This is a genomic window from Falsirhodobacter xinxiangensis (assembly GCF_004959935.1).
Classification (GTDB): domain Bacteria; phylum Pseudomonadota; class Alphaproteobacteria; order Rhodobacterales; family Rhodobacteraceae; genus Falsirhodobacter; species Falsirhodobacter xinxiangensis.
Window position 1 is genome coordinate 1 of the sequence record NZ_SMYN01000024.1, and the last position, 13,381, is coordinate 13,381.

A 13,381-nucleotide genomic window follows, 5' to 3' on the forward strand; every position below is an offset into this window, starting at 1 on the left:
TTTTAACCTGGACCACTCGGGTGGGGCTGATCAAACAGGTATGAACCAGATTTGCGAGCCTTGTCGCAGCTTGGTCGGGTACTCCATTCGCATTGAGGGGAAGCTAAGCCCCCAGTCCTTCGGAGTTCATGGTGTTAAGCTCCGCGATCCCGTTCGTCCTCGGCCCACATGAAGCCGATGACTGCCCCCTTGATGAAACGCAATAAGCCGAGAGAAACCACTGTCAGGCCGACAGAGATCACCACTGCCATTGTCAGAGGATCGGGCCGCAACGCGACGAAATACCAGCCGATCACCGGAATGAGCAGCAGTCCCACAAGCGTGACGGTGAAAAAAGCAGGTCCATCTGCAGCACGGTAGGGGGTGAAGTTTTCTTCACAGGCTGAGCACCGTCGCACCACCGTAAGATAACCATCGAACAAACGCCCCTCGCCGCAGTGAGGGCATTTGCACAAGAAGCCTCTGCGCATCGCCAGCGCTCTGTCTCTTTCGACAGGACGGTTCGTCATAGCAGCTCCAATTGTTAATACGGACCGCGTTACCAACGTTTATTAGGGAGTCGCCGCGCTGGATGAATGGCCTTCGGTATTGGCACTCTCAATCATCTCGGCGTTCGCCTCTGGAACGCCATCCACCTCTTTGCGAGCGCGACACCAATGCTTTGCGGCCATACCGTCGGGTTTTCCTTCCGCTTCCCATAATTCGTAGGCGCGTCGTTCAATCCCTTCAGTCCTGCCCATAACAAGTCCTCCCATCAAGATTATGAGGAACCCAAGTGGGGTTACGAAGTTCCGCATTGCTATCGGCTAAGATGGCGAGATGATGGTCTTACATCAAAGTCGCAGTTCAAACTTGAATCCACCGTTTCCTGTTTCGGTGGGCGCTACTGCATGGCTCAATCCCTCTTTCTTCTTATCGTCATCGGAGCGATCCTGATCTACCTAACCGGGGTGGCAGCGACGTAGTAGGGGTGTGCGGCGAGAGAAAATCATCCTGTTTGGTGATATCCGTCCTAGTGTGCTATCCTGATCCTCTAGCCCGAAAAACCAAGATCGGGGACCTCCCGTCAAAGATCGGACCTGCCATGTTCTCGACACTGCTGCTTGCAGGCGAGACGATCATGATTATCGTGACCATCGCCGCCGTAGGGATCTCTGCCGCCCTGTTTGTTCTATCCCGCTGGTAACGGCGGACACGTTGTCCCGAGGTCTACTCGGCTAGCCCATATGCTAGCGATGCAGCAGTGCAAAACCCGTCGGCAGGGGAGGATGCCAGCGGGGTTTCGGTAGGGCAGGGAGCACATGCTAGACAGCCCGGCAGCCCGTTTGTTCCTTGATAAAATCGAAAACTGACCTGAGCTGCCGCTTGTGTTACTGTACAGCGGTGCTCGTCACCTGAGAGCGACAGCCAGAGGTGTCTTTATGCCGTTTTCTGGGCGCTGCCATTGCGGCGGCATCAGCTTCACCGTCTTTGCTGATATTCCCGACCGCTTTATGCGCTGCACCTGCTCGTTCTGTTCGAAAAGTGGAGCGCTGCATGCTTATTTCTCGCCGGATGAGATCGATGTGAGAGCGAAGCCCGACGGGGTCTACCGCTGGGGGACGCATCGCGTAGACCATCACTTCTGCAGCACATGCGGCTGCGCGGTCTGATCCGACAGTCCGGCTTTCGAGATGGATGGAAGCTGGGACGGGCATACCCGCCGTCTGTCGATAAACGCTCAACTGATCGATGGAATAGACGCAGCCGAATGGCCGGTGGAGGTGATCGACGGCAAGACCCTCTGGTGAAATCTCAGCCAAGGCGTCGCGCCTGTCGCGAGCGCTTTTGAGAGGCGATTGAACGCGGCACCGTGCAACGTCACCGGAATGTTCTGTGCTTACCCCGCAGCCGCGTTTGGGCGCTATTAGCCTGTAGCCTCGCTCCGCGCCAGAGACTATCGTGGCCGTCGCAAAAGCTTCGCGAAACCAAATGATGCTCGCGATCGCTTTGCTGAGGTTCTCGCCCGAGGCCGCCCGGTCTTACGCTGACATGACCGGCACGGTTGTCGATGAGGACATTGAAACGCCGGCTGGAACCATTCGCGGCACTTTGAAGCTGATGGATACTTGGAAAACCAGTTTGTAGGTCATGGCGCTTTCGCTCCTTGTGGTGAGGGCGGCACGGGTCTTGCCCGCATCCGCCGATGGCTGCGCCTCGCCAATCTGTTTTGACGAATACGCATGTATTCGGCGGAACAGAGTGGAGAGGGCGAAGCCCGACCCACGGCGCTGAGCGGGACTGTGTGAACACCGCGCAAAACTGCCTTTTGCGTCACGAAACTACCTCGTGGGTGTGTGTCCGACATTTCCCGTTCGTGCCCTTCTGATCCGCCAAGTGGCGAAGCCATCCGTGCTTTTCACTTTGGATGACCTCATGTCATCCGAAGGGCAAAGCAGGGTGGGCGCAGCCCGACCTGCGGCCGGACGGTGATCTGACACACGGGGCCGTAGCGGTGAAATTGGGAGGGGCCCGCGCCCTGGCGCGGGAGGAACCGGATTTCTCCGTGGAGGCTGACGCGCAGCGGCACCAGAGCCCGTGTTCAGAGCGCCGGCCGGATGGCAGGCGGACCTTGCAAAGAGAAAAGGTGTCAGGCGCGCCAGAGCGGAGCGGAGGCGCGGCTGTCCTTCGGATCAGCGATCGCGGCTTCTACCGCGATCTCCGCATCGGCGTCCGTGGCAGCAGGGCAGGGGCAAAAGGTGAAAAGAGCCCATTGCAGTCATTCGTCCCTGCTGCAGCGAATGCAGATGCAGCAAGAGTGATCGACCCAAACCGGACCTTGGTCCGGGCAAGGCCAACTATGGTTTAGGGCGACGCTCATCCCATAGCGGTCATTCGTCATGCGAGGCAAAGGGTGCCGCTCTGCCGTTTCGGGTGGGAACAGCGAACTCTCTCCGTACTGCGTATCTATGTTGCGAACCTGACCAATGCCTCGCCACCGACATGGCCGAGGTGAAGCTGGAGCACGGCACTGATGACGAGACGCGCGATATGCCGCAGAAGATCGTCGACGCGCAAAAGAAAGATATTGCCGAGATGACGGCCATGCTGGACCGCATGGGCGTTGAAGTGCCGGAATAATAGGGTGGGCCCGCCTTGCGCGGGCCTGTTCTTTACAGAAGGGCTGAGACAGCCTCGCGTTCCTCCTCCAGTTCGGCGATGGTGCGGGCCATCATCTCGCGCTGGAAATCGGTAAAAGTCAGACCTTCGACGCGTTCGTATGTGCCGTTCGCACAGATGACCGGAACGCCGAACATCAGCCCCTCGGGGATACCGTATTCGCCGTTCGAGTGGACGCCCATCGACACCCATTTGCCCCCCGTGCCGTGAATCCAGCCATGCATGTGGTCGATGGCGGCATTTGCGGCGGACGCGGCCGAGGATGCGCCCCGCGCCTCGATGATTGCGGTGCCGCGCCGGGCCACGTTCGGGATTAGGGTGTCGCGATACCATGCGTCGTCGCCGATCATGTCGGGCAGTTTGCCGCCCTGCGCGGTGGCTTCGGTCCAATCCGCGAACATGGTGGGGGAATGGTTGCCCCAGACGGCCAGCCGGTCGATCTCGGCCACGGCGACGCCCGCCTTCGTGGCCAGCTGCGTCAGCGCGCGATTGTGGTCAAGCCGGATCATCGAGGTAACGTTCTCGGTCGGGAAGTCGGGCGCGTTGGCGGCAAGGATCATCGCGTTGGTGTTCGCGGGGTTGCCGACGACCACGACCTTCGCGTCACGCTTGGCGGTCTCGTTCAGCGCTCGGCCTTGGGCGCGGAAGATCTCGGCATTGGCCGACAGCAGATCGCGCCGCTCCATCCCCTTGCCACGCGGGCGCGAGCCGACGAAGAACGCCGCATCCGCATCGCGGAAGGCCGTCGCCGGATCGTCGGTCACCATGGTCTCGACCAGCAGCGGAAAGGCGCAATCCGCCAGCTCCATTACCACGCCGCGCACGGCATCCTGCGCCTGCGGCAGGTCCAGTAGTTGCAGGATTACCGGCTGGTCGGGGCCATAGACGTCGCCCTTGGCGATGCGGAACAGCAGGGCATAGCAGATCTGGCCGGCGGCGCCGGTGACGGCGATGCGTTTGGGGGTAGATGTGGTCACGGTGTCCTCCTAAAGGTTGCGGGGAATAGGTAGGCCCGCGGAAGACAACCGTCCAACGCATCGTTCCGTTTGGATCAATCGCCTTGTTCGATGAATGACGCGACACCCTCGCGGAATGCGGCCAACCCGCCTTGCGCCGGATGGCGGACATAGGTGGCGGAAACGCCCAAGCCCTGCGCCGCGCGTTCGGCCACGCGCCCGATACAGAGGATGCGCGGCGGGCGTTTCCACGCGATCAGCGCATGCAGGACGGGCATGTTGGCGGCAATCTCGGCCACGGCCGGCGGGCGGGTGCGGCCATCGGCATGATGAGGATGCTGCATGACGGCGTTCCAGAACAGCGGCGGCGGGTCCGACACGGCGGCCCAGATCGCACAGGCGGTCGGCCCGTCGGGCAGCGCATGGCGGGTCGGCTGAATCAATGGCAGGCCGAGACGGTGCAGCGCCTCCTCGCCGCAGAACGGGATGCCGGTGCGACGCGCGCCGCGTCGTGCCATCGCCTCGCCCAGCCACAGCGGCGCGCCCTTCGGCATCGCCTCCAGATAGACGCGCAGGTTGCAGCGGCGAATTTCAGGGGCACCCGCAGCCTCCACCGCCGGATCATGGTCGCGGTAAGGGTTGAACAGCCGATCGGTGGACGCAATCGCCATCAGGGCGCGCAGCACCTCATCCAAGAGCGCGATCCAGAAACGCTTGGGCGGCTCGGCTCACATGGCGGCCGGTGGGACGCACGGCGTTGAAATGGCGCGGCGGGATGGGGAACTCGATCTCGAACAACCGACCCGCTGCCAAGGATGCCTCTATCACCACGCGCGACAGGGCGGTGACGCCAGTGCCCGCCTCGACCGCCGCACGGACAGCCTCGTTCGAGGGAAGCTCCATCCCCACGCGTGGCACGATCCCCGCCGCCGCCAGCGCCTGTTCCAGAATGGCGCGCGTGCCAGAGCCCTGTTCGCGCAGGATCCATGTCCCCGCTGCCAGATCGGCCACGGGCTTTGCAGCCACCACGACCAGTCGGTCCGTTGCGGCGGGGATCAGGGTAAACGCGGGCGAGGTCACCTCATCCTCGACAAAGCCCAGATCGGCCTCACCCTCGGCCACCGCCTGGCACGCGTCATGGGTGTTCAGGATGCGCAAGGTCAACGCGATCCCCGGATGGGCGGCCTGGAAGGTCTGCATAACCTTCGGCAGCCAGTAATTCGCGACCGTCTGGCTGGCCACCAGCCGTAACCGCCCATGATGCAATCCCATCGAGGCCGCAAGGAACCCCGCCGCATCCTCGGCCCGCGCCACCACCGCCCGCGCCTCGGGCAGGAAGCTGCGGCCCAGATCGGTCAGCATGATGCCGCGCCCCACGCGGTCGAACAAGCGCACGTTGTGGCGTTCCTCAAGTGCTGCAATGGCGGCGCTGGTGGCGGACTGGGTCAGGTTCAGCGCGCGGGCGGCCTCGGTCACATGCTGACGTTCGGCCACGGCGATGAAAATCCGAAGCTGTTCCAGCGTCATGCGGCAGTCCCCAGATGCGACAAGGCGAAGGCCACGAGGAACCCGAGCGTGACCAGATGGCCGGTCTCGCCGCGTTCGCCCTCTACCGCCTCGGGGATCATGGTATCGGCGATCATGGTCAGCAGGGCGCCGGCGGCCAGCGCATTCACCGCCGCCAGCAGATAGGGCGGCGCATCCCCCAAGGCCGCTGCACCGATCAGCGCCGCCGCGCCGGAACACAGCACGATCGCCGCCCACAGGCCGAACACATACCCCGCGCTGCGCCCCGCAGCCTTCATCCCGACGGCGCTGGACAGACCTTCGGGAAAGTTCGACAGAAAGATCGCCGCGAACATGGCGATGCTGACGCCGCCGCCGTCCAGCATGCCCACCCCCAGCACGACCGATTCCGGTATCCCGTCCAGAAACGCCCCCGCCGCGATGGCCAACCCGCCGCCCTGTGCCGCCTGCCGCTGCTGTTTTCCCGACCGCTTGCGATGGTGCCCGCCATTCCGCGATATCAGCGCGTTGGCCACCGTATACAGCACCGACCCCGCCACGGCCCCCAGCACCACCGGCCAGATGCCCGCCTTGCCGAATCCGTCCAGGATCAGGTCATAGCTGACGGCCGAGATCAGGACACCGCAGCCGAACGCCATGAACCCCGTCGTCACCCGTTTGGGAAACGGCGCAAACCATGCCAGCGCCACGCCGATCAGCAGCGACGATGCGCCCGCCAGCCCCCACAATCCCGCCTGCATCCAGATCGTCATCATCGTCCCATCGTCAAATCCGATCATTCGGACAAGTTTAATCCGTTGGATCGGTTGCGCTAGCCCCTCTATCTCCATACCCAAGGAGATACCCGATGACCTTCGAGAAAATGCGCGCCGTATCGCTCGGCTTTCAACCGCTCAGCCGCCTCGACAGCCCGCGCGAGGTGGTGCGCCAGTTCACCCCGAACTGGTTCGCCGCCACCATGGGCACCGGCATCCTGTCCATCGCGCTGGCGCAAACCCCGTTCCGCGCGGTGGGCGAGGCGCTGTGGATCCTTAACATCGGCCTCTTCGCGCTGTTCAGCGTGCTTTACGCGGCGCGGTGGGTGTTCTTCTTCGACGGGGCGCGCCGCGTCTTCGGCCATTCGGTCGTGTCGATGTTCTTTGGCTGCATCCCGATGGGACTGGCCACGATCATCAACGGCCTGCTGATCTATCGCGGCGCGGTGGGGCTGGCGGAAACGCTGTGGTGGATCGACGTCGCGATGGCTGCCGCCTGTGGCATCGCCATCCCCTATCTGATGTTCACCCGCCAAAGCCATTCCATCGACCAGATGACCGCCGTGTGGCTTCTGCCCATGGTCGCGGCCGAGGTGGCGGCAGTGACGGGCGGGCTTCTGGCCCCGCATGTCGGGAACGGCCTGACGGTGCTGTGGGTGTCTTATACCCTCTGGGCGCTGTCGGTGCCCATCGCGATGAGCGTGCTGGTGGTGCTGGTCCTGCGCCTTGCGATCCACAAACTGCCGCATGCGTCGATGGCGGCCTCGGCCTGGCTGGCGCTTGGGCCCATCGGCACCGGCGCGCTTGGCCTGATGACCCTGGGCGAGGCTGCGCCCGCCATCTTCGCCGCGCACGGGCTGGACGCCTATGTCGGCGCAGCCCAGGGCGTCGGTCTGATCGGCGGGATGATCCTGTGGGGCTACGGCCTGTGGTGGTTCGCGATGGCCGCCCTGATCACTGGGCGCTACCTGCGCGAGGGGCTGCCGTTCAACCTCGGCTGGTGGGGCTATACCTTTCCCATCGGGGTGTTCGCGGTGGCGACGCTGAAGCTGGGCACGCTGATGCCCATCGGCTCGATCCACGTCTTCGGCCTGATGCTGGTGGCCCTGCTGGCCGTGATCTGGACCATCGTGGCTACGCGCACCGTGCGCGGGGCGTGGCGGGGTGATCTGTTCGTCGCTCCTTGCCTGAAGGAGGATTGAGATGATCGCCACACGTCGTACCGTTCCGGCGGGTGCTGCCGCCCTGATGCTGTCAACATGAGACTGCAAAACAAAAAATCATAAGCCGCAAATAATGCTTCGCATCCCTTGCGGCTTATCTACCGAATGCTAGGCAAAGCATTTCCTTCAGTTGGTTGAAGGCTCTGCTTATGCCAGTTCACCAAAGCGGACGCTCACGGGGGCAGGATAGATCGACACAATGCGGGACGGTACGGAGCGGACGGTCAGTGATAGACACCCGTGAAACGGCTCTGATAACGCGGCGCACAAAAGGAGGCCGTGGACACGCCAACCTCTTTTCATGCTAGGCTCAAAAGTAAGATCAAAACCTTTGGGAGGAGGCTCAGTGATGATGGGTGATTTCAAGATAGGCCGTCGAAGCCTGCTGGCCGGAAGTGGTGCCATCTTGTCCGTGATGGCCAGCGGTGTCCGTGTGCAAGCTCAGGAAAGTGTGACGGCCCTGCCTGACTATGTCAGTTGGAAAGACGCCGATGCACTGATCGTGCACTCCAACAGCACGATCGAGATGGAGCGGTCTGCGTTTGGAACCTCTGCGTTTACGCCTGAGGACAGGCTGTATGTCCGCAACAATGTGGCACCGCCTCCTGCTTCCATTCTTGACGATCGCGATGCATGGGAAGTCAGCATCGACGGCGTGGCAGAGCCTCGGAGCCTGACGCTGGCCGAACTGAAGACAATGGGGATCACGACTGTTGCCATGGTCCTGCAATGCTCCGGGAACGGCCGTGCCTATTTTGAGCACGAGCCGTCCGGCACACCTTGGCAGGTTGGTGCTGCAGGCTGCGTCATGTGGACCGGTGTGCCCTTGAGAGTCGTGGTTGACGCTCTGGGGGGAGCTGCGGAGGGGATGGAATACGTGACCGGCACGGGTGGAGAGACGCTTCCCGAAGGACTTGATCCGCTGACATTGCTCGTCGAGCGGTCGGTGCCCCTGGATGCGCTCGATGATATCTTGCTGGCGTGGGAGCTGAATGGGGAGCCGATTTCCCTGGCCCATGGCGGTCCGCTGCGCATGGTCGTCCCCGGGTTTACGGGCGTCAACAGCGTGAAATACGTCACCAAGGTCGCCATGACCGCGGAGCAGTCGCCAGCGCTGATCCAGCAGACGCGCTATCGGTTGCAGCCTGTGGGTGAAGAAGGCGGCCCGGACCATCCGTCGGTCTGGCAGATGTCGGTCAAATCCTGGATCACCGGCCCGTTGGATGCGACCCAGGCTGGTCGCGTTCAGGTCACGGGTGTGGCGTTCGGCGGAACAACCAACGTCGCATCAGTCGAAGTATCTGCGGATGATGGCCAGACGTGGAGCACAGCAGAGTTCATCGGACCTGATCTCGGGAAATTTGCGTGGCGTCCCTTTGTGGCACAGATGGATCTGCAGCCCGGCACGTATCGGCTGGTCAGCCGGGCCACGGATGCGGACGGAAACCAGCAGCCTGAGCAGACTGAGCCCAACGACCCCGGATACAATCATAATGGGTGGCGCGCGCCCGGCATCGAAATCGAAGTGGCATGACACACGCGGCTGGCGGTTCGTGCCGGACACCCCTCAGATCAACGGAAAACACATGAACAAGACACTGAGTGCCGCGGCCATTTTGCTTTCATCCTTGTCAGGTATGGCTGTAGCTGAAACAGACTCTGCCCGGATCGACATGGGCAAGGCACTTTTCACACAAGGGGCAGAGCCGTCCTGCTCGATCTGCCATACCCTGGCCGATGCCGAGACAATGGGAGAGATCGGGCCGAACCTCGACACCATGCGTCCCGATTATGACCGCGTCATGCGGGCGTTGGTGAACGGCGTCGGACCGATGACGCCGTATGATAGCCTGACGGACGAGGAGTTGGACGCTCTGTCCCACTATGTCGCAAGCGCGACCAAGGCAGACAACGTCGAGCCCTGAGATGATCGATGGCTCTTCTCCACGACGGAACTGAACGAAAAACCCCCCGCTTGCAGGCGGGGGGTTACGTTTGGCGTCTTGCTCATTCCATCGCCGTTCAAGCCGGGACTTCAGGCTGACGATGAGGGTTCGCATTCAATCGCATTGCGTTGGACAGATCTCCGGTCAGGTCAAACCTCATGCTTTAGAGATGCTGGATCGTGGACCCCTTCAGCGGGTCCAGCCTTCGGTTTCCATCAGCGCCTGCGCCTCGTCCGTAACCAGAAAGTCCAGAAAGGCCTGCGCCTCCGGGTCAGCATCCGGCGCGATGGCGACGTTCAGGTCGCGCCAGATCGCGCGGTCCTCGGACAGCGATACGGCCTCGATAACGTCGGGATTGCGCGCGGTCCAGTCCGGCCAGGTGATCCAGGCATCCGCGTCCATATCGGTGAACGCCTTGAAGCTGGCGCCCGACCCGTGCTCGAACGCCACAATGTTGCGGCGCATGCCCACAACATCGTCCAGGTTGCCCGTTCGCCCTGCGATATCCTCCCAAACTCCGGTGCCCGATGTGTTGCCGACGCCGGCGCCCTCGGTCACGACGATCTTGACGCCGTCGGCCAGAAGATCGTCGAAGCCGGTGATGCCCTTGGGGTTGCCGGCCTTCACCGCGATGATGGCGGGACGCAGGTAGATCGGCTGAACCTGATCGGACGAGAACGAGGTGTAGGTTTCCAGAAACGCCGTCATCGACTGCTCGGACGTCCCCCAGATGATGTCGGCATCGGCCTGCGCCTGATCGGACCATGTGGGTTCCGGTCCGAAGGTGATTGCAACCTCGGTGCCCGTTTCGGCCTGCCAGACATCGGCGACCTTCTGCAGCGCGCTATGCGGCCCGCCCGCACCATAAAGACGCACAACGCCGTCGCCAGCTTCACGCGCGATCGCGGGCGCATCCGTGGCTGCGTCCTGGGCAAGGGCGGGGGTGGTCAGGGACAGGCTCATGGCCAGAAGGGATATCATTTTCATCAAGGCACTCCGGTCGAACAGGATCGCGTCGGCCTGATGCCGACGCCATGTGACGTCTAGAACGCTGCAGCTGGCGTAAACGCCCGAACGGCTTCGCCGTTTTCTGCCATTTCTACATCACTCTTGCGTGTGGGGCACGGCTGACGCGTGATAAATGCTGACTAGTCAATTCGATCAAAAGGTCAGCGCTGACGCTGGCGCGCAGGAACGCATCCGCTGCGCAGCTGACATCGCCCTGTGTCGACGTAACGCCTGAGAGCCGGCGTGCCAGCAGCGCGAAAAGGCCATCGTCGCCGAATTCGTAGCGGCGTTCGAGTAGGTGTGTGTGAGTGGCCGCGCTTTGATAAGAATATGGGATGACGAGCGGCTGCTTCCGGACTCTAGACCTGTAAATATCAGGAATCTTTAGCGGCGGCTTTCCGCCCAGCACGTCGCTGATGCTGCAATTGCGAACGGTCTTAGCGTAGGCGCACTCAATGGCCGAAAGGTCCCATCATCAGACCATAGCACAGATCGCGCCGCAGGTTGGGCTGGGTCGGAAATGGTTGGCAGTTGGGTCAGGATTGCTTGGCGTGGCCTCCTGATAGGATTCAAAAATTCTAAGGTTCGAGTCGCTTTTGCGCGGCATTCGACACGCGCCAGCGGGTATCACCCTCGATCTGCAAAACGGTGGAGCTGGTGCCGCGCGGGGAAGGTAGATCCCGCCCGCCGCGCAAGCGATCGTCACCCGAAGGGCCGAAACGGGCCGCGCCCTCGACCATTTGCGCGGCGCTGGCGCTGGCTCGGAGAGACAGGGCCGGGGCCAATCAGCGCGAAGGGAGAGGGGGCGAGTCCGGTTCGAGGCGGAGGCCGGTCTTGCCGGCCAGAGCCTAGAGCGCGGTCACTCGGGCAGGCAGGTCTAGGGCGACAGCCCTAGACCGGACGGCGCGAGGGATGCGCCATAGATAAAGAGCATTGCCCCCGCCTACATTGAAACATTGGATTTGCCCACCCGTCCTGACGGGAGTTAGATTCCGGTCATTGATCTGATTTCCAATGAGAAGCCTTCATGTCAGACCTTGCTGCCGAAGCCACGTCCCTTAAGCAAATGATTTGGGGGATAGAGGCCGAACTTGCCTATCAGTCATCTTTCGGTGGATCGCAGGAAGCTGACGCCAAAATCCACGCGTTGACTGATCGGCTTCGTCAGGCTCATGCCGATCTGGTGAAGATCGAGCGTAAAATGCCAAAGCCCTAGGATGGGTGAAGTCGCATCATTCATCGCGAATGAACACTCCGGCGGTTGTCATCGCCCTGACAAAATCGGCACGGACCAGCTCTGCATTGCCCTGCCCTTCTGCAAAGGCGATGCACGATTTTGCTGCTGCCAAATAGTCAGAGTCGGTTTGATCGCAATGCTCGATCAGGGCTTTGCCCATGCCATTCGCATCGGTCACGGTTCGATACTGGCTAACTGTTTCTTGGAACGTAACAGGCCGGATCGTTGCGCGTGAAAGGCCCGTCATCGTCCAATCCTCGCTCCTTTGTGTCATATGCGAATGACAGGTAGCTCCGTGATCCGCGTCGTGTAGCGCGGCGAACGCATGTCGGCCTTGGTCGTCCATGCCTTCTTGTCAAAGCCCTCGCGGGCCGTGACCATCTTCTTCTTTCCGAAACGGTCATTGATCGCGTCCAGCGCGTCCATGACCTTTGCATTGCGGGGCCGTTCAGGCGGAAACAACATCGCAGGCACGTCTTCCTGCGGGATCAGGTCGTCCAGCACAACGCCAGCCTTAGTATACCCGCATCCATTGCCGGAAGGATCTCCCTTCCAACCGCGCCGCGCGGCAGCAATGGCAGCCTCCACCAGCTCGAACGTGTTGTTCGACATAGGAGACAGGCGAACGCTGCGGGACGCCGAATGCTGGGGCCGTTCCGGCTTGTGCTTATTGGTATGGAAAAAGACAGTAATCGTTCCCGCGACCAAACCATGCTGGCGCAATTTCTCGGCCGCGCGGGTGGCGTGAGCCGATAGGGCCTGCGCCAGCACGTCAAAGGTCATCATGGGTGTGCCCGCAGAGCGGGTCACGGCCATGCCTTTGCGTTGCGGCGGCACGTCTTCAAAATCAATGCAGGCCACGCCGCGCAACTCGGCCACCAGCCGTTCAAGAACAACCGTGCCCACCTTGCGACCCAAGGCGAGGGGCATGTCCCGAAGCTGCGCCGCTGTGGTGATGCCTTGTGCGATCAGCTTGGCCTCGGTGGCTCTGCCCACGCCCCAGATCTCGCCCACGGGGATGCGCTGCATGACGTAATCGCGCACGTCATCCCGCATCAGGTTGCAGACACCGCCAAAGATCGGGTTCTTCTTGGCGGCGTAGTTCGCGAGCTTGGACAGCGTTTTGGTCGGCGCGATGCCTACGCAGGTCGGGATGCCGGTGGCACGGCGCACGGCGGCGCGCATGGCCGTGGCATGAGCTTCCATCCGCGAACCGAAGCCAGATAAGTCCACGAAAGTTTCGTCTATGCTGTAGACCTCGAAGCGCGGGGAGAAATCATGCAGCGTGTCCACGACGCGGCGACTCATGTCACCGTAAAGCGTGTAATTACTTGATAATGCTACAACTCCGTGTCGCTTCATCAAGTCGCGGATTTTGAAAACAGGGTCCCCCATGCGTATCCCGATGGCCTTAGACTCGTCCGAACGGGCGACTGCACACCCGTCGTTGTTGGATAGGACGATGACCGGAATACCATGCAATCTGGGGTCAAAAACCCGTTCGCACGACACATAGAAGTTGTTGCAGTCGATGAGCGCAATCGGCTTGTCGGACGGGACGATCATCGCC

16 protein-coding genes are annotated in these 13,381 nt (G+C 61.8%); 7 read left to right on the forward strand and 9 right to left on the reverse strand.

Going from position 1 to position 13,381, the window contains the following annotated elements; genetic code table 11:
- Window positions 1–134: 134 nt before the first annotated feature.
- Together E2K76_RS17990 and E2K76_RS21150 are read right to left on the reverse strand one after the other, a co-directional pair.
- Window positions 135–509, reverse strand: a complete 375-nt coding sequence (locus E2K76_RS17990; RefSeq protein WP_136685834.1) for a DUF983 domain-containing protein — start codon at window positions 507–509, stop codon at window positions 135–137.
- 42 nt (window positions 510–551) lie between these two features.
- Window positions 552–797 (reverse strand): DUF2934 domain-containing protein, encoded by a 246-nt coding sequence (locus tag E2K76_RS21150; RefSeq protein WP_350339356.1) that lies wholly within the window; start codon window positions 795–797, stop codon window positions 552–554.
- Between the two features lie 624 nt (window positions 798–1,421).
- Between E2K76_RS21150 and E2K76_RS21225 the strand changes: the two genes are divergently transcribed.
- The 3 genes from E2K76_RS21225 (at window position 1,422) to E2K76_RS18010 (ending at window position 3,120) form a co-directional block, all read left to right on the forward strand.
- On the forward strand, window positions 1,422–1,652 hold the full coding sequence (locus E2K76_RS21225; protein ID WP_449265781.1) for a GFA family protein: 231 nt from the start codon (window positions 1,422–1,424) through the stop codon (window positions 1,650–1,652).
- 289 nt (window positions 1,653–1,941) lie between these two features.
- The gene (locus E2K76_RS18005) at window positions 1,942–2,127 is read left to right on the forward strand and encodes a hypothetical protein (RefSeq protein WP_136685836.1); all 186 of its coding nucleotides are present in this window, start codon (window positions 1,942–1,944) and stop codon (window positions 2,125–2,127) included.
- Between the two features lie 855 nt (window positions 2,128–2,982).
- Window positions 2,983–3,120 (forward strand): DUF305 domain-containing protein, encoded by a 138-nt coding sequence (locus E2K76_RS18010; protein WP_136685837.1) that lies wholly within the window; start codon window positions 2,983–2,985, stop codon window positions 3,118–3,120.
- 32 nt (window positions 3,121–3,152) lie between these two features.
- Here E2K76_RS18010 and E2K76_RS18015 read toward each other — a convergent pair whose 3' ends face one another.
- The 4 genes from E2K76_RS18015 to E2K76_RS18030 all read right to left on the reverse strand — a co-directional run bounded on the left by E2K76_RS18015 (window position 3,153) and on the right by E2K76_RS18030 (window position 6,421).
- Window positions 3,153–4,136, reverse strand: coding sequence for a malate dehydrogenase (locus E2K76_RS18015; protein WP_136685838.1), 984 nt, complete (start codon window positions 4,134–4,136; stop codon window positions 3,153–3,155).
- A 74-nt stretch (window positions 4,137–4,210) separates the two neighbouring features.
- Complete coding sequence (locus E2K76_RS18020; protein ID WP_220432295.1) at window positions 4,211–4,810, reverse strand: hypothetical protein; 600 nt, start codon at window positions 4,808–4,810, stop codon at window positions 4,211–4,213.
- Window positions 4,803–5,642 carry a LysR family transcriptional regulator gene (locus tag E2K76_RS18025; protein ID WP_042250307.1) on the reverse strand — a complete coding sequence of 280 codons (840 nt, stop codon included), beginning with the start codon at window positions 5,640–5,642 and terminating at the stop codon, window positions 4,803–4,805. The genes E2K76_RS18020 and E2K76_RS18025 overlap by 8 nt, the downstream gene beginning before the upstream one ends.
- Window positions 5,639–6,421: a ZIP family metal transporter gene (locus tag E2K76_RS18030; RefSeq protein ID WP_220432296.1), complete on the reverse strand. Its 783-nt coding sequence runs from the start codon at window positions 6,419–6,421 to the stop codon at window positions 5,639–5,641. Before E2K76_RS18030 ends, E2K76_RS18025 begins: the two co-directional genes overlap by 4 nt.
- A 68-nt stretch (window positions 6,422–6,489) precedes the next feature.
- On the opposite strand from E2K76_RS18030, the gene E2K76_RS18035 reads away from it, so the two are divergent.
- The 3 genes from E2K76_RS18035 to sorU all read left to right on the forward strand — a co-directional run bounded on the left by E2K76_RS18035 (window position 6,490) and on the right by sorU (window position 9,545).
- Window positions 6,490–7,599: a TDT family transporter gene (locus E2K76_RS18035; protein WP_136685839.1), complete on the forward strand. Its 1,110-nt coding sequence runs from the start codon at window positions 6,490–6,492 to the stop codon at window positions 7,597–7,599.
- A 370-nt stretch (window positions 7,600–7,969) separates the two neighbouring features.
- Window positions 7,970–9,154 (forward strand): SorT family sulfite dehydrogenase catalytic subunit, encoded by a 1,185-nt coding sequence (sorT, locus tag E2K76_RS18040; protein ID WP_220432297.1) that lies wholly within the window; start codon window positions 7,970–7,972, stop codon window positions 9,152–9,154.
- Between the two features lie 52 nt (window positions 9,155–9,206).
- Window positions 9,207–9,545, forward strand: coding sequence for a SorU family sulfite dehydrogenase c-type cytochrome subunit (sorU, locus tag E2K76_RS18045; RefSeq protein ID WP_042250314.1), 339 nt, complete (start codon window positions 9,207–9,209; stop codon window positions 9,543–9,545).
- 210 nt (window positions 9,546–9,755) lie between these two features.
- Here sorU and E2K76_RS18050 read toward each other — a convergent pair whose 3' ends face one another.
- Entirely contained in the window at window positions 9,756–10,553 is a 798-nt protein-coding gene (locus E2K76_RS18050) for a substrate-binding domain-containing protein (protein ID WP_042250316.1), read from the reverse strand.
- A gap of 1,048 nt (window positions 10,554–11,601) precedes the next feature.
- Between E2K76_RS18050 and E2K76_RS18055 the strand changes: the two genes are divergently transcribed.
- Entirely contained in the window at window positions 11,602–11,790 is a 189-nt protein-coding gene (locus E2K76_RS18055; RefSeq protein WP_136685840.1) for a hypothetical protein, read from the forward strand.
- A 16-nt stretch (window positions 11,791–11,806) separates the two neighbouring features.
- On the opposite strand, the gene E2K76_RS18060 is transcribed toward E2K76_RS18055, so the two are convergent.
- Window positions 11,807–12,058 carry a DUF982 domain-containing protein gene (locus E2K76_RS18060; protein ID WP_169053380.1) on the reverse strand — a complete coding sequence of 84 codons (252 nt, stop codon included), beginning with the start codon at window positions 12,056–12,058 and terminating at the stop codon, window positions 11,807–11,809.
- A 23-nt stretch (window positions 12,059–12,081) separates the two neighbouring features.
- Entirely contained in the window at window positions 12,082–13,377 is a 1,296-nt protein-coding gene (locus tag E2K76_RS18065; protein ID WP_136685842.1) for a Y-family DNA polymerase, read from the reverse strand.
- Window positions 13,378–13,381: the final 4 nt, after the last annotated feature.